The sequence below is a fragment of the Pseudomonas sp. NFX183 genome (assembly GCF_047943075.1).
GTDB lineage: Bacteria > Pseudomonadota > Gammaproteobacteria > Pseudomonadales > Pseudomonadaceae > Aquipseudomonas.
The window spans coordinates 204,388-219,639 of the sequence record NZ_CP181333.1; the positions used below are offsets into that span (position 1 = coordinate 204,388).

Genomic DNA, 15,252 nt, shown 5'->3' on the forward strand with positions numbered 1-15,252 from the left:
CCGATGGACCGCCTCACCGCCATGGAAACCTTCGTGAACGTGGTCGAAACCGGCTCGTTCTCAGCTGCCGCCAAACGCTTGGGGATAGGCCAGCCCGCTGTCTCCAAAAGCATCGCGCAATTGGAGGCGCGCCTGGCGGTGCGGTTGGTGTTGCGCTCCACGCGCGGCCTGACACCGACCGAGGCGGGCCTGGCGTTTTTCGAAAAGGCCAAGCGCGCCATCGACGAAGCCAACGAGGCCGATGACGCCGCACGCGGTGCAGGCGCCGGGCTGTCGGGCAACTTGCGCATCAGCGCTGCAACCACCTTCGCGCGGTTGCACATCATTCCTCACCTGGGCTCGTTCCTGGCGCAATACCCCGCCTTGAACGTCGAAGTGGTGCTCAACGACCACAGCCTCAACCTGGTGGAAGAAGGCATCGACGTCGCCCTGCGTATGGGCAACTTGAGCGACTCGGGCCTTACCGCACGCAAGATCGGCCAATCCCCGCGGCAAATCCTCGCCACCCCGGCCTACTTCGAACGCTGTGGCGAGCCGGCCACGCCAGCGGATTTGCTGCAACACCAGGCAATCATCTACAGCCTGGGCGGCGGCTCAAACTGGACGTTCAGCCAGGGCGACAGTCACTACCCGGTCGTCGCCCGCGGCCGCATCCGCGTCACCGCCGCAGAGGGCGTGCGCGCCGCGGTGCTGAACCATTTGGGCCTGACCATGGCATCGACCTGGATGTTTGCCCCGGAACTGGCCAGTGGTGAGGTCAAGCCCGTGCTGACCGACTGGCAACTGCCGCCGATTGATTTATGGGCGGTGTTCCCCACCGGCAGGATGGCGAGTGCCAAGACACGCGCGTTTGTGGAGTACGTGCAAACCCTGATCAGCGCCGACGCGCAGTCAGGCCAAGCACATCCTGGGGCTTGATCAAACGCGGGCTCTTAATCAGGAAGTCAGACTGGCGGTCGCCCGATAGGTCGATGCCGACAAAGTAGCGGCCGCTCTGTGGGTGGTATTTGACCACGGTGTCGCCAACGCGCCCCGTGTAGTCTTGCACCAGACGCAAGGGGGTCGCGTACTGCTTGGCCAGTGCCCTCAGATCGATAGTGTCCTCGCCACTGGCGAAATCCATGAGCACATCGGCATCGTGACAGGTCGAGTCATTGGCCTGGTCATATTTGAACGTGTTTCTACCGCCCACGCCCCAGAGCACATCGCCGCCAGCACCGCCAGTGAGGACGTTGTCCACCGCGTTGCCGATGAGCGTGTCCTGGCCGGAGCCGCCAATCGCATTCTCCACGACAACGTCTCTGGCAATGGCGACGTTGTTGCGCAGACCGCCCACACTGGAGGCGGAGTTATGGCGCAAATCGATGGTTTGGTGATGCTCGAAACCGGAAAAATCCAGGGTATCGTTGCCGCCCGCGTCCTGTACCAGAAAGCGCGGCGCGCCACTGCCGGCATGCAGGCTGCTTGAGCGATCACCGCTGTTGGCGTTGAAGCCATAAACCGTATCGTGCGCCTTGAGGCCAGATACAAACCCCGACGTGGAGCTGCGTTGGCGTTTGAGGTTCGTCAGCCCACGCACGGCCCCGGCACCCGTGACAATGTCACTGGCGCGAATCCTCCCTGCACTTTTGAGAAACAAATCGGCTTTGCCCTGGCCCGTCAGGTCAAGGCTCAAGCTGCCAGCGCCACTGCTTTGGTCATGGCTGAGGACGATCTCGCCGGGCCGTCCCGTGAACTGCTCAACCACGTAAAAATGCCCGATGGAGGTATTTTTCAACAGGCCGGAAAGATCGACTTTGTCGGTGCCGCTGGTGAAATCCAGAATCTCGTCTGGCTGACCCAGGGTAGAGTCGCTCGCCCTGTCGTACACAAAGACATCCGCGCCGCCACCGCCGCGCAACCTGTCCGCACCCGCTCCACCGCGGAGCCTGTTGCCCACCTCGTTTCCGTTGATTTGGTCGTCGCCCGAACCGCCGACAGCGTTTTCCAGCGTAACGCCCTTGGCGATGGATACATTGCCCTTCAAGCCGCCCACACTGGAAAACGACTCAGCGTGCAGGTTGATGGTCTGATTCTGGGAAAACCCGGAAACGTCCAGCGTGTCATTACCGCCCCCATCCCAAATGCAAAAGATCGGCGCATCCTTCGCGGACTCAAGGCTCAAGTGATCACGGCCTGTGTTGGAGTTGAACCCGTAGGTCGTATCGGTCGATCGCGTATTGAAATTGGCGCCGTAGAGTTTTTGTATCGCGGCAATGTCATCTTTCATCGGCACGCACGGATGACGCCGGTGGAAGTCATGGCCCGGCTGATTGGTCTCATCCCAATAACTCATTACGCTGCAGGCCTTGGTGTCTTGCTCGTAGGGGGTCTGGGCATAGTTGTGCACTTGCTTGCCATATTCGCCAGGGTGACCAAGGCCCAGGGCGTGACCCAACTCATGAACTGCGGTAAATAAAAAGTAATCGCCGTGCGCAGGGACTTCGCACGCACCCTGCGTTCCAATGGTGGCGTTCATGTCACCGTAATACTGATTGGGTAACTGTGACACGCCACCACTGGTATGAGGATCGGCTGCAATGGTTATTGAGCCGTCTGCGCAGGTTGAATTCTCTTTGAATATGATAGTAGTCACGTCTTGCCACATTTGAAGTGCCTGGCGAATGGACACTTTTTGTTGTGCAGAGAACTTTTCGTCAAGGGTAAAAGACAACTCGATTTTACCGTCGCCATCGCGATCGTAATGGCGATAGCCTCGTCGCAGGATCTGTTTGGCAGCCTCGTCCGTGCCGAAAGCGGGTTTGCGGGCGGGTGCGGTGGCAACGTGCGCAGGGTGTGTGAAAGCAGGTGCACTGGATGCAGGTAATTGAGGGTGATGTGGATGATGATCAACAAATGAAGTGGCAACGCGCATATAACATCCTTTGAAAACGTTAAGCCGACCCGAAACAGGGCCCAAGACGCGGCAACTTACTTAACCGCCAAACTAACCTCCCACATCAAAAAACCGAGTACCAGCCCTGACTATGTTTCACGCCCAAACATATAACAACTGGATACATAAACTTAACATCCACACACAAGAATATTCATCTACGCGCACAGCACAATCAAAACCCGGCCCGGAAACAGGGAACTTAAAACACTATAAAACATATAAAGTTTAGAATTACCTTACGCTTTAAACTCAGCATGGAAACAAAACCCTACACACGTACTCGTCTGGAAGTGGCTCGCGTTACTGACCTATCCCTGCAGATTCAAACCGCGGGATGCGCCCATTCAGCGACGGCCAGTAACCGCACTGGCGAGCATCGGCCCAGGCGCTCGGCTGGCGCAATAATTCGCGCAGCGCTTGCGATGCGATGTTCAACGCGAGCAGTTGGCGCGGGCATTGGTGTTTGCCGACGCCAAAGCTGAACAAGCGCCGATGGGGTCGCTCAAGCAGAACGCTGTCCGGGTCAGGGTTCGCTTCGGGGTCCCGGTTCGCAGCGGCCAGCAGCACGAGAACGGTGTCGCCCGTCTCTAGAAGGCTACTGCCAATCGAGCAGGGCCCGGCCGCAAATCGCCGCGTGTTCTGCACCGGCGAGTCATAGCGGGCCACCTCCTCCACCAGCGCTGGCACCAAGGCCGGCACGCGCTGGATGTGCGCCAGCAAGTCAGGCCGCCGGGCGAGTGTGACCAGCGTATTGCCAATCAGGCCGGCACTCGCTTCACACGTCTGGGAGAGCAAGCCGATCAGGTTAGGCGTCAGTGCATCCTGGTCACCCCACTCGCCGTGGAGAAGCTGCTTGAGCAACCCGGTCTGCTCAAGCACCGCAATGAACATCTGCCCCAGTTGCACAGCGCCAGCATCGGCGGCGCGCAAGTGAGCCTGGCTGCTCAGCGGCGAAAGACACGCGACAAAATCCCGGGTCAGCGCGGCGACCCTGTGCAACCGCTCGCCAGGCACACCCAGCAGCGAGCCGACCACGGCGACCGGCAACGTGAACATCCACTCATCGAGGCTCTGCAGGCGCGTGCTGACTTGCCTCACCACGTTGGCGATATGCCCTGCGTCCAACCTGGCCAGAGCAGGTTCGACCACCGCCCTGGGGCACTGGTGGGCCGCGCCCTCGTTCATGCGCATCAACTTGGCGAACACCTGCCCCGCCGCACCGTCCGCGATCGCCGCAGGCACCGGCTCATGTGACGGGCGTACCCGGCAGTCAGGGTGCGTCAGCACGGCCTCGACAGTCCTGGCGCTGCTGGCGATCCACAGTCCCAGTTCAGCATCGAACGACAGCCCATCGTTACGCCGAAGGGCCGCGTAATAGGCGTAAGGGTCGGCATGGGTAGCGGCTTGCAGCGGTGTCATCGGGCACGTCCTGTTTGCAAAAGAAGCGTTACTATCTGCCCTCTCACACGGCAACGATTCGCTCAGGAACGAAATATGCACGCTCAGGACGAGGACACGGCGCTTTCACACGTGGCGGGGGCGATTGCGGAGCCCGCGCGCACGAAAATGCTCTGTTCGCTGATGGATGGCCACGTGCGTACCAGCACCGAGATGGCGGCGATTGCCCAGGTCAGCGCCTCGACCGCCAGTGCCCATTTGGCCAGGCTCAAGAACGATGGCCTGCTTACGCTGCACACCCAGGGACGGCATCGCTATTACAGCCTGGCTGGGCCGCACGTGGCCCAGGCCATCGAAGGCCTGATGGTGATCAGCCGCAACACCAGCAAGGGTTTCGTCCCGACCACGCCCACGCGTTTGCAGTTTGCGCGCACCTGCTACGACCACATGGCCGGGACCCTGGCGGTGCACCTGCACGACCATTTCATCGCATCCGGCTGGTTGGTTGGCGACGGCGCTTACCAACTCAGCGCGGCGGGTGAACAAGCCATGACCGAGCTGGGCATCGATGTGCCCGCACTGCGCACGCAGCGGCGACGCTTCGCCTGTTCGTGCCTGGACTGGAGCATGCGCCGCCCGCACCTGGCCGGTGCTTTGGGCGCGGCATTACTGCAAAGTGTTATCCGCCGTGAATGGGTGACCCAAGACCTGGACAGTCGCGCATTGGCATTAACGGCCAAGGGACACCGGGCGTTGGCAAGCCGATTTGGAATGGAGACGTGCAAACAATAAAGATCACACTGTGGGAGCGGGCTTGCTCGCGAATGCGCTGGGTCAGTGAAGAATCCCTCAACTGACACACCGCATTCGCGAGCAAGCCCGCTCCCACACGGGTCATGCCGTGCTCAAAGAACTCGGCCATCCCACGCCACTGTCACATGCCTGGGCAACTCGCGCCGATGTTCCAGCAACCACGCATCCAGCGTATGCCCGACGTGCGTCAGCACGCCCAATTGCGCACCTGATTCCTCAATGCTGCGCAACGCCAGCGTCATGTCGTTGTGAGTGCGCAGTGCCTGCGGCTGCGGTGGCATGGAGCAATCGAGCACCAACACTTCCAGCGGCGCGCGCTGCAGCCAGGCCAGGGTGGCAGGTGGCAGGCCGACCGTGTCGGTGAGGTAGGCGATGCGCCGACCTTCGCCTTCCAGCAGATAACCGAAGGTGGGTTTGGAGTGCTGCAACGGCAGCGCCGTCACGCGCAACTCGCCAAATTCGCGGGTTTCGAATGCGCCAAACGGCTGGCTGAAATCCAGGATCCCCGGGTGCTTGTAAAGGTCGGACAACCCTTGCGGATCCGCCGGGCCATGCACCGGAATCACCAGCCCCTGGCCCCAGCGCAAATGCAGCAAACCTTGCGCATGGTCAGCGTGGTAGTGCGTCTGGAAAATCCCGTTGAAACTGCGCGGCGGGAAGCGTTCGGTCAGGTCCGGCAAACCGCTGTCGATCAACCAGCGCTGGTCGCCGCATTCGATCAACGCGCTGCACGGTCGGCGGCGTAACCCTTCATCACTGCGCGCCAGGGCGCAGGCGGCGCATTCGCAGCCGTACACCGGAACTTGCCGCGCGTCACCGGTGCCAAGCAAGGTCAGGCGCATGCCGAGTGCCCGTGATCCAGGCAGCACAGCAAGCGCTCAACGGTATGCACCAGCGGGCCGGAGTTATCCAGCACCAGCAGCCCCGCACCATTGCCGGCGATCAGGTCTGCGGTGAACCGCGCATTGCGTGCCAGGCGCTCCTCGATATCGGCCAGCGACTCGCGCCCCCGCGCGATCAGGCGCTGACGCAACACGGTTTGGTCGACCGTCAGCAACAGCACCAGCAACGAGGGATACCGTTCGCGGGTTTGCGCCAGGTGCGCGCGGGACCCATTGACCAGCACGTCTTCCCCCGCCGCCAGCCAATCGTCGATCACACGCGGGATGCCGTACGACAACCCATTGGCGTGCCAGCTGAGGGCAAACGCGCCCTCGGCCTGCATCGCGGCGAACTGCTGCGGGCTCACACCTTGAGCCGCCTCGCCCACGGCTTCGGCCGAACGGGTGATCACCCGCCGCACAATTCGGCAGCCGCGCTCGGCCAAGCGCGGGCGGGCGGCATCCAGCAGGCTGTCCTTGCCCGAACCCGATGGCCCGATGAGATAGATCAACCTGCCTGCCATCAAAACACCCTCTTCGCTTGTCGCCACACTTGTTGCACCACGGCAGCCCTTCACGGCGTTTGGCCTGGACCAGGTCGGCGCGCAGGCCCACCGCAATTTCACCGCGATCGGTCAGGCCCGCCGCGCGCGCGGGCGCCAGGCTGATCATCTTGACCGCGCGGGCCAGGTCGGCGGCGGCCACATTACCCGAGTGTGACCCGCCGCGCACCACGTTCGGCGCGCCCATCAACACTTTCATGTTCAGCGCCTGGCAGCCCTGGGCTGCTTCAAGCGTAGTGGGGAATTCGGCGATGGTCATGCCGTAGCGCGCCGACTCTTCAACATGCGCCAACGTTGCGTCGTCATGGTTGGCCACCGACAACCCACGAACTCAGGCAGAACGCGCCGTTAGGTTTTGGGGCCGCTTCGCAGCCCAACGCAGGGCAAGCCTGCTCGCCACAAGGGTTCGCCTCTATATAATCATTCGACCTTTAGGACCTGCCCTACACAGTTTTCGGGTTGCGTCCGAGTAACCTCGCCGCTAACCTTCGCGGGTCGCTGCAAAATCAGCGAACGGGTGTGGTAGCCCGGTTCGTTCATAGATTCCCAAAAACGCTCCAGGGCGTTTTTTTGTGCGGGCTGCTTTGTGGCGGCTGTGCACGGGAGGCTTCGGCCTGCCGGGTTTCTATGACCGGTCTACCACCCCGTGTACAGTCGCCTCCTTACATCGTGTGGTAGCGAGATGGAGGTGCTCATTCATAGGAGCTTCCCCATGAAAAAAGTCACGCCTACCCCCCCGCCATCCCATTCGGATGACACCCCACAACCCCCGCCCAACCTCATCTTCACCATCCGCCCCGGCCTCAGCACCGAAGTTGCCTTGAGCAATGCCAGTGAGATGCTCGAATCGGCGACCGTGTGTGCGTACGACTGTGCCGAGCACTTGGAGGGCACAGGCCGCAAGCAGGTGCTGGCGGTGGTGCAGATGATTGAGATTGCGCAGTTGTTGGTGGATCAAGCGCTGAACCGGGAGTGTCCCGTAGCTTGATAGCGCGGTGATTCCTGTGGGAGCTGGCTTGCCTGCGATGGCGCTATAGCTGCAATTGAGTCGGCGCCTGACACACCGCCATCGCGGGCAAGCCCGGCTCCCACACTTGGGCTTTGGTGTCGGTAGGAATGCATTTGCGGGCTGTACAGAGGTCTCCTGTGGGAGCGGGCTTGCTCGCGAAGGCGGTGGGTCAGTGATTGATAGGCTGGCTGACACTCCGCTTTCGCGAGCAAGCCCGCTCCCACAGTTGGTCTTCAGTGAATGCAAGAATGCATTTAGCGGGTATGAAAAAGGCGACCCGAAGGTCGCCTTTTTTCATTGCGCGTATTGCTTGCTCAACCCAGGCGGTACGCCGTGCACATCGGTTTCTTCCCACGGCCCGTTCGGGCTGATGGAGCGGCTCCAGCCGTTGCTCCAGCGGTAGTAGATGCGCTGGCGGTAGAAGGTGTCGGGCTGTTCTTCCAGCACATACACCTGCATCTTGCCGTCCCAGTGGCTGGCGGCGCCCGGGGGTGGGGCGAAGGTTGGCGATTTGCTTGGCAGCGGTTTCGGCGGCGGGGTCACCGGGCCGGACGGTTGGGTGCTCGGCTGGGTCGAAGGGCCCGACGGTGGGATGGTCGGGCCGGTGGGTGCCGGAGGTGGCCGGTGGACCGCACAAGCGCTCAGGCCGAGTACCAGGCTGAGCAAGGTGATGCGTGCAAATGCGGGCATAGGCGTTTTCCTCGATTTACTTGTCCGGACTGTCGATGGTCAGCTGCTGCAGCGCAGTGGTAGTGCTGGCCAAGGGTTGGCTGCGGCCGATCCACTCGCCAGCGGTCGGAAGACCGGCCCGGGATATGCGCGCAACCAGTTGGACTTCGGGGAAGTTCGACAGTTTCAACTGCGGCATCATCGCGTCCGCATCACCCAGTTCGACGGTGACTGGCAGTTCGGCGACGGTCACGCGCTTGGCCGCCAGCGGCGCAGGCGGGCCGGAGACGGCGCGGGCAAAAATGAACACGCTGTCGGTGGGCAGGGCTTTGGCCTTCACCTCGGCGGACAAATCCACACGGACTTTCAGAACAGCCTTGGGCGCTTGAGCGACAGTACCACCGCTCTCCCTGAGCTTTTCCGCCGCTCGGTCGATACCACCTTGCAGCGCGACCCGGGAATTGTCTTCCGGTGGCAGCTGCGCCAACAGACGGTTCCAGTAGTCGATGGCGTCCTGATAACGCTGGCCTTCAAAGGCGGCAATACCCAACAGGCCAAGGCTGGTGACTTCCTTGGGGTCCAGCTTCAAGGCTTCATCGGTCAGCGCCTGCACCTTGGGCGACCACTGCTTGTTGTCGGCAAAGTACTGCGCCTGCGCCCACTGGCCGAGCAGTTCCGGCTGGCGGCCAGCCAAAGCCACGGTGCGCTCGAAGACGTTGGCCGCATCGGCGGAACGGTCCTGGGCCATGTAGGCGCGACCGAGGAAGTACAAGCCTTCCGGCGAATCCGGCTGGGCAGCGGCGGCGCGTTCCAGGCGCTGGGTCATGTCTTGCATCGACACCGGCGGCTGGGAGAATTCGCGGGTCAGCTCGACCTTATCGCTGGCGCCGTAATGCAGGTACAGCGCAACGCCCAGGACCGGCACCAGAAACGCCGCCAAAAACGGCAACGGTTTGCCCAGGCGCGATTCGCGAGGTTTTTCCACGCCTTCGGTATCGGCCAGCAGCTCACGGGCCGCTTCAGCGCGGCCGGTGTCGAGTTGCGCGGCATTCAGCACGCCTTCGTCCTGCTGCACTTGCAGCTCGGCGACGCGTTCCTGGTAAAGCGCCACGTTGAGCGCGGTGCGGTCCTCTTCACGCTGGGCGCGGCGGCCGCGCAATACAGGGATCAACAGGAAACTCAGGGCAATCAGGAGCAGCAACCCTGCTGCGAGCCAAAAATCAATCATCAGTCTTGGTGTCCAGCAATTGGTCGAGGCGTTTGCGCTCTTCAGGGGATAACGCGTCGGAACCATCGGTAGGCGCGGCGCGGCGGCGGCGGACGATCACGGCCATGACCACTACACCGGCCAGCAGCAGCCCGGCGGGGCCGAACCAGAGCAGCGCGGTCTTGCCGGTGAGGGCCGGTTTGTAGCGCACAAAATCACCGTAGCGGTCGACCATGAAGTCGATGATCTGCTGGTTGTCCTTGCCCTCCCCCAGCATGCGGAAAATCTCTTTGCGCAGGTCGGCGGCAATCGGCGCGTTGGAATCGGCGATGTCCTGGTTCTGGCATTTGGGGCAACGCAGTTCCTTGGTCAGTTCGCGAAAACGCTCACGGTCACCGTCCTTGGCGAATTCGTAGGTGTCGATGGCAGCATGGGCTACGCCGGCCAATCCGAGAGCGAGAACAGCAGCGGCTAACAGACGCTTCATGGCTTGGCCTCATCGACCAGCGCCTGGTACTTGGCGGCCAGTTGCTCGCGCCACACCACTTCATCGATCACGCCGACATACTTGTCACGAATCACGCCTTTGGCATCGATAAAGAAGGTTTCCGGGGCGCCGTACACGCCGAGGTTCAAACCAAGGTTGCCGTCTTCATCGCGGATATCCATCAGGTACGGGTTGTGGAACTCCGCCAGCCACTTCAAGGCCGCCGCATTGTCGTCCTTGTAGTTGATGCCGTAGATCACCACGCCCTTCTCGGCCAGTTTGTTCAACACCGGGTGTTCGACGCGGCAGGAGATGCACCAGGTGCCCCACACGTTGACCAGCGCCGGCTTGCCCAGCAGGTCGGCCTGGGTCAGGGTCTTGTCGCCCTGCACGGTTTTCAGGCTGAACGCCGGGAATGGCTTGCCGATCATCGCCGAAGGCAGCTCGGCCGGGTCCAGGTACAAGCCGCGATACAAAAACACCGCCACCACCAGAAAGGCCGCCAGCGGTAACACCATCAACCAACGCTTCATGCCGGCGCTCCTTGCAGGCCGAGGGCTTCACGCACGCGGCTTTTTACTTTGACCCGATAACGCCGGTCCAGCGCGGCCAGCAAACCGCCAACGCCGGTGAGCAACCCGCCGAACCAGATCCAGCGCACAAACGGTTTGACGTGCACGCGCACCGCCCAGGCGCCGTCGCCCAGGGGTTCACCGAGCGCCACATACAGGTCGCGGGTGAAACCGGCGTCGATGCCCGCTTCGGTCATCATTGAGCTTTGCACGGTGTACAGGCGTTTTTCCGGGTGCAGCACGGCCACTTCCTTGCCATTGCGCACCACGCGGATGGTGCCTTTGTCCGACGTGAAGTTCGGGCCTTCAAAGTGCTTGGCGCCTTCAAAGATGAAGTGGTAACCGGCCAGGTCCATGGACTCACCGGGTGCCAGGCGCAGGTCGCGCTCGGCGCTGTTTTGGCTGGAGAGCACCACGCCGAGGGCGCACACCGCGATGCCGAGGTGCGCGACCTGCATGCCCCAATAGCTGCGGGTCAATGTCGGCAAGCCTTTGATCAGGCCTTTGTGACGGGTTTTGTCGACAATGTCGCGCACGCCGGCCAGCAACACCCAGGCGGCGAGCAGGAAGGTCGCGAGCACCGCCCAGTTGAAGTCGCCGTAGGCAAAGCCTGCGATCACCGCCAAGGCCACACTGCCCAGCAGCACCGGCATCAGCATGCCCGCCAGCCATTTCACCGGGGTGTCTTTCCAGCGCACCAATACGCCGACTGCCATCACCACCATCAGCAGGCCCATCAGCGGGATAAACAACGCGTTGAAGTATGGCGGGCCGACCGACAGCTTGGCGCCGCTCAGCGCGTCCAGCACCAACGGGTACAAGGTACCGAGCAGGATCATCGACGCGGCCACCACCAGCACCAGGTTATTGCCCAGCAACAGGGTTTCACGCGACCACAGGTTGAAGCCGACCTGGCTCTTGACCACCGGCGCGCGCAACGCAAACAGGGTGAGCGAGCCGCCGACCACAAACAGCAGGAAGATCAGGATGAACACGCCGCGCGCCGGGTCGGACGCAAACGCATGCACCGACGTCAGCACGCCCGAACGCACCAGGAACGTGCCAAGCAAACTGAGGGAAAACGCGGCGATGGCCAGCAACACGGTCCAGCTCTTGAACACGCCGCGTTTTTCGGTGACGGCCAACGAGTGAATCAACGCGGTGCCCACCAGCCACGGCATGAACGAGGCGTTTTCGACCGGGTCCCAGAACCACCAGCCGCCCCAGCCGAGTTCGTAATAGGCCCACCACGAGCCCAAGGTGATGCCGATCCCGAGAAAGGCCCAGGCGACGATGGTCCACGGCCGCGACCAGCGCGCCCAGGCGGCATCGAGACGCCCGCCGAGCAAGGCGGCGATGGCGAAAGCAAAGGCCACCGAGAAACCCACGTAACCCATGTAGAGCATCGGCGGGTGCACGATCAGGCCGATGTCTTGCAGCAAGGGGTTGAGGTCATGCCCGTCCACCGGGATCTGCGGCAGGATGCGGCTGAACGGGTTGGAGGTCATGATCAGGAACAGCAGAAAGCCGATGCTGATCATGCCCATCACCGCCAGCACCCGCGCCAGCATGACTTGCGGCAGTTGGCGCGAGAACACCGACACGGCGAAGGTCCAGCCGCCAAGAATCAAGGCCCACAACAGCAACGAGCCTTCGTGGGCGCCCCACACGGCGCTGAATTTGTAGTACCAGGGCAGCGCGCTGTTGGAGTTGTTGGCGACGTAGGCGACAGAAAAGTCATCATTCATGAAGGCGTAGGTCAGGCAACCAAACGCGAACAGCAAAAAGGCAAACTGGCCCCAGGCGGCCGGCTGGGCCAGGCTCATCCACAGGCGGTCGCCGCGCCAGGCGCCAAGCAAGGGCACCACGGCCTGGACGACGGCAAAGCACAAGGCGAGGATCATCGCCAACTGGCCCAGCTCGGGAATAAACAGTGCGGACGTCATCAACTTAGCCCTCCTTTGCCGGGGTTGGAGCGGGTTGGCCGCTGTCTTTCAGGGCCTTGGTGACTTCCGGCGGCATGTATTTCTCATCGTGCTTGGCCAGCACTTCATCGGCAACCACCACGCCGTCGGCATTGAGCTTGCCGAGGGCGACGATGCCCTGGCCTTCGCGGAACAGGTCCGGGAGGATGCCGCGATAGGTGATGGTCACGGCCTTGTTGAAGTCGGTGACCACGAAGGTGACGTCGAGGGAATCGCCGGAACGCTTGAGCGAGCCCTTCTCCACCATGCCGCCCGCGCGAATGCGCGTGTCTACCGGCGCTTCGCCGTTGGCGATCTGGGTCGGGGTGTAGAACAGGTTGATGTTCTCCCGCAGGGCGCTCATCGCCAGGCCCACGGCAACACTCACACCGACCAGGATGGCCAGGATGATCAACAGACGCTTTCTACGCAGCGGATTCACTTATCGGTCTCCCGGCGCAAACGACGCGCCTCTTGTTGCAGGTAACGCTTGCGGGCCAGGATCGGCGCGGCGACGTTGAGGGCCAGCACCGCCAGGCAGATGCCATAGGCCGTCCAGACGTACAGGCCGTGGTGGCCCATGGCGAGAAAATCACTGAAAGAGTTGAAACTCATCCCCGCGCTCCCAGGCTGTTTTGCACTTCGGCCTTGACCCAGCTGGTGCGGGCTTCACGCTTGAGCACTTCCAGACGCATGCGCATCAGCAGCACTGCGCCGAAGAAGCAGTAAAACCCCAGCACCATCAGCAGCAGCGGCGCCCACATTTCCACGGGCATCGCCGGTTTTTCGGTAAGGGTGAACGTGGCGCCCTGGTGCAGGGTGTTCCACCACTGCACCGAGTATTTGATGATGGGGATGTTGATCACGCCGACAATCGCCAGCACCGCGCAGGCCTTCGCGGCGCTGTCGCGGTTACTGATGGCATTGCCCAGGGCGATCAGGCCGAAGTACAGAAACAGCAGGATCAGCATCGAGGTCAGGCGCGCGTCCCACACCCACCATGAACCCCAGGTCGGCTTGCCCCAAATGGCGCCGGTGACCAGCGCCACGGCGGTCATCCACGCGCCGATGGGCGCGGCGCATTGCAGGGCGACGTCGGCCAGTTTCATCTTCCACACCAGCCCGACCACGCCGCACACGGCCAGCATCACGTAGCAGGACTGCGCCAGCATCGCGGCGGGCACGTGGATATAGATGATGCGAAAGCTGTTGCCTTGCTGGTAGTCCGGCGGGGCGAAGGCCAGGCCCCAGACCAGGCCGATGCCGATCAGCAACACGGCGGCAATGCTCAACCACGGCAGCAGCTTGGCGCTGATGCCGTAAAACCATTTGGGCGAGCCGAGCTTGTGAAACCAGGTCCAGTTCATTGCTGTTTCCATCACGGTGGTTTCTCGTCTTGGCGAGAAACTCAGGGTCTTTACTGGTTAATAACGCTTAACCAGACCTCATTATTCGCCGACGCTGATCTTCAGGCCAGCCGCTATAGCAAAGGGTGTCAGGGTTACCGCCAGGGCGGTCAGGCTGCCAAGCCACAGGAGGTAACCGGTCGCCGGCATGCCCATGAGCGCGGCCTGCAAGGCGCCGCTGCCCAGGATCAACACCGGGATATACAAAGGCAGAATCAGCAGGGCCAGCAACAGGCCGCCCCGCTTCAAACCGACGGTCAACGCTGCGCCCACCGCCCCCAACAGGCTGAGCACCGGCGTACCGAGCAACAAGGACAGCAACAATACCGGCAGGCATTCGACGGGCAAGCCCAGCATCATCGCCAGCAACGGTGAGAGCAAGACTAGCGCCAAGCCGGAAAAAGCCCAGTGTGCCAGTACCTTGGCCAGAACCAGAAGTGGCAGCGGGTGCGACGAAAGGACCCACTGTTCGAGGGAACCGTCTTCGAAATCGCTGCGAAACAGCCCGTCCAACGAGAGCAGCACCGATAAAAGCGCCGCGACCCACACTAATCCTGGGGACAAGGTTTGCAACAGTTTAGTCTCGGGACCGACCGCCAACGGGAACAAGGCGATGACGATGGCAAAGAACACCAACGGATTGGCCAATTCAGTCGGGCGACGGCACAACAGCCGTGCTTCACGGGCCACCAGCAGCGCGAACACACTCATAGCGACCACCGGCCCAAATCCAGATTACGGTAACCGGCGGGCATGCGCGTCAGCGTGTGGTGAGTGGTAAGCACCACTGAACCGCCCTGCTCGCAGTGTCGGGCCAGGTGTTCTTCGAGCTGGGCGACGCCTTGTTTGTCGAGGGCAGTGAACGGTTCGTCGAGAATCCACAGCGGCGGGCCCGGCAGGTACAAACGCGCCAGGGCGACGCGGCGCTGCTGGCCGGCGGAGAGGGTATGGCAGGGAACATCTTCAAAGCCTTTGAGGCCGACGGCCGCCAGGGCTTGCCAAATGGCATCACGGGAGGCCGGGTGATGCAGGGCGCTGAGCCAGCTGAGGTTCTCTTCCGGCGTGAGCACGTCCTTGATGCCGGCGGCGTGGCCGATCCAGATCAGGTTACGGGCCAGTTCGCTGCGTTGTTCGTTGAGCGGCTGGCCGTTGAGCCGCACACCCCCTGCCGTCGGCTGCATCAGGCCGGCCAGCAGGCGCAGCAAACTGGTCTTGCCGCTGCCGTTGGGGCCGCTGATTTGCACCATGTCGCCGCCCGTCAGACGCAGTTCGAGGTGTTCGAACAGCATCCGCAGGTCGCGTTCACAGGCGAGCGCTACGGCTTCAAGAAGAGGGCTGGTCAAGA

17 protein-coding genes and 1 pseudogene are annotated in these 15,252 nt (G+C 62.2%); 3 read left to right on the plus strand and 15 right to left on the minus strand.

The features are described 5' to 3' along the window. Positions 1-3: 3 nt before the first annotated feature. Positions 4-918, plus strand: a complete 915-nt coding sequence (locus ACM530_RS01005) for a LysR family transcriptional regulator (protein WP_416364079.1) — start codon at positions 4-6, stop codon at positions 916-918. On the opposite strand, the gene ACM530_RS01010 is transcribed toward ACM530_RS01005, so the two are convergent. Beyond that, positions 875-2,914, minus strand: a complete 2,040-nt coding sequence (locus ACM530_RS01010; RefSeq protein ID WP_416364080.1) for a M10 family metallopeptidase C-terminal domain-containing protein — start codon at positions 2,912-2,914, stop codon at positions 875-877. The genes ACM530_RS01005 and ACM530_RS01010 overlap by 44 nt on opposite strands. A gap of 324 nt (positions 2,915-3,238) precedes the next feature. Continuing rightward, on the minus strand, positions 3,239-4,357 hold the full coding sequence (locus tag ACM530_RS01015) for a cytochrome P450 (RefSeq protein WP_416364081.1): 1,119 nt from the start codon (positions 4,355-4,357) through the stop codon (positions 3,239-3,241). A 75-nt stretch (positions 4,358-4,432) separates the two neighbouring features. Here ACM530_RS01015 and ACM530_RS01020 point away from each other — a divergent pair, with 75 nt between their 5' ends. Further along, on the plus strand, positions 4,433-5,128 hold the full coding sequence (locus ACM530_RS01020; protein WP_416364082.1) for an ArsR/SmtB family transcription factor: 696 nt from the start codon (positions 4,433-4,435) through the stop codon (positions 5,126-5,128). Between the two features lie 113 nt (positions 5,129-5,241). Here the strand turns inward: ACM530_RS01020 and phnP are convergent, their stop codons facing one another. The 3 genes and pseudogenes from phnP to ACM530_RS01035 form a co-directional block, all read right to left on the minus strand. Further along, entirely contained in the window at positions 5,242-5,991 is a 750-nt protein-coding gene (phnP, locus tag ACM530_RS01025; RefSeq protein ID WP_416364083.1) for a phosphonate metabolism protein PhnP, read from the minus strand. Continuing rightward, entirely contained in the window at positions 5,982-6,554 is a 573-nt protein-coding gene (gene phnN, locus ACM530_RS01030) for a phosphonate metabolism protein/1,5-bisphosphokinase (PRPP-forming) PhnN (protein WP_242193740.1), read from the minus strand. Before phnN ends, phnP begins: the two co-directional genes overlap by 10 nt. Further along, positions 6,554-6,921, minus strand: a pseudogene (locus ACM530_RS01035) (alpha-D-ribose 1-methylphosphonate 5-triphosphate diphosphatase); the annotation flags it as partial. The pseudogene ACM530_RS01035 and the gene phnN, both read right to left, overlap by 1 nt. Positions 6,922-7,305: 384 nt before the next feature. On the opposite strand from ACM530_RS01035, the gene ACM530_RS01040 reads away from it, so the two are divergent. Beyond that, positions 7,306-7,581: a DUF6124 family protein gene (locus tag ACM530_RS01040; protein WP_416364084.1), complete on the plus strand. Its 276-nt coding sequence runs from the start codon at positions 7,306-7,308 to the stop codon at positions 7,579-7,581. 315 nt (positions 7,582-7,896) lie between these two features. Here the strand turns inward: ACM530_RS01040 and ACM530_RS01045 are convergent, their stop codons facing one another. The 10 genes from ACM530_RS01045 to ccmA form a co-directional block, all read right to left on the minus strand. Further along, the gene (locus tag ACM530_RS01045; protein ID WP_416364085.1) at positions 7,897-8,292 is read right to left on the minus strand and encodes a hypothetical protein; all 396 of its coding nucleotides are present in this window, start codon (positions 8,290-8,292) and stop codon (positions 7,897-7,899) included. A 16-nt stretch (positions 8,293-8,308) separates the two neighbouring features. Beyond that, positions 8,309-9,499 (minus strand): c-type cytochrome biogenesis protein CcmI, encoded by a 1,191-nt coding sequence (gene ccmI, locus ACM530_RS01050; RefSeq protein WP_416364086.1) that lies wholly within the window; start codon positions 9,497-9,499, stop codon positions 8,309-8,311. Further along, positions 9,492-9,965, minus strand: a complete 474-nt coding sequence (locus ACM530_RS01055; protein WP_065901641.1) for a cytochrome c-type biogenesis protein — start codon at positions 9,963-9,965, stop codon at positions 9,492-9,494. Before ACM530_RS01055 ends, ccmI begins: the two co-directional genes overlap by 8 nt. Then, entirely contained in the window at positions 9,962-10,498 is a 537-nt protein-coding gene (locus ACM530_RS01060; protein WP_404487433.1) for a DsbE family thiol:disulfide interchange protein, read from the minus strand. The genes ACM530_RS01055 and ACM530_RS01060 overlap by 4 nt, the downstream gene beginning before the upstream one ends. Next, positions 10,495-12,483 (minus strand): heme lyase CcmF/NrfE family subunit, encoded by a 1,989-nt coding sequence (locus tag ACM530_RS01065; RefSeq protein WP_416364087.1) that lies wholly within the window; start codon positions 12,481-12,483, stop codon positions 10,495-10,497. Before ACM530_RS01065 ends, ACM530_RS01060 begins: the two co-directional genes overlap by 4 nt. 4 nt (positions 12,484-12,487) lie before the next feature. After that, positions 12,488-12,943 (minus strand): cytochrome c maturation protein CcmE, encoded by a 456-nt coding sequence (gene ccmE, locus ACM530_RS01070; protein WP_106576791.1) that lies wholly within the window; start codon positions 12,941-12,943, stop codon positions 12,488-12,490. Further along, a complete protein-coding gene (gene ccmD / locus ACM530_RS01075) occupies positions 12,940-13,116 on the minus strand; it encodes a heme exporter protein CcmD (RefSeq protein WP_106576792.1) in 177 nt (58 codons plus the stop codon). The genes ccmE and ccmD overlap by 4 nt, the downstream gene beginning before the upstream one ends. Further along, positions 13,113-13,868 carry a heme ABC transporter permease gene (locus ACM530_RS01080; protein ID WP_145165067.1) on the minus strand — a complete coding sequence of 252 codons (756 nt, stop codon included), beginning with the start codon at positions 13,866-13,868 and terminating at the stop codon, positions 13,113-13,115. Before ACM530_RS01080 ends, ccmD begins: the two co-directional genes overlap by 4 nt. An 81-nt stretch (positions 13,869-13,949) precedes the next feature. Beyond that, a complete protein-coding gene (gene ccmB, locus ACM530_RS01085; RefSeq protein WP_416364088.1) occupies positions 13,950-14,618 on the minus strand; it encodes a heme exporter protein CcmB in 669 nt (222 codons plus the stop codon). After that, positions 14,615-15,250: a cytochrome c biogenesis heme-transporting ATPase CcmA gene (ccmA, locus tag ACM530_RS01090; protein WP_416364089.1), complete on the minus strand. Its 636-nt coding sequence runs from the start codon at positions 15,248-15,250 to the stop codon at positions 14,615-14,617. Before ccmA ends, ccmB begins: the two co-directional genes overlap by 4 nt. Positions 15,251-15,252 lie beyond the last annotated feature (2 nt).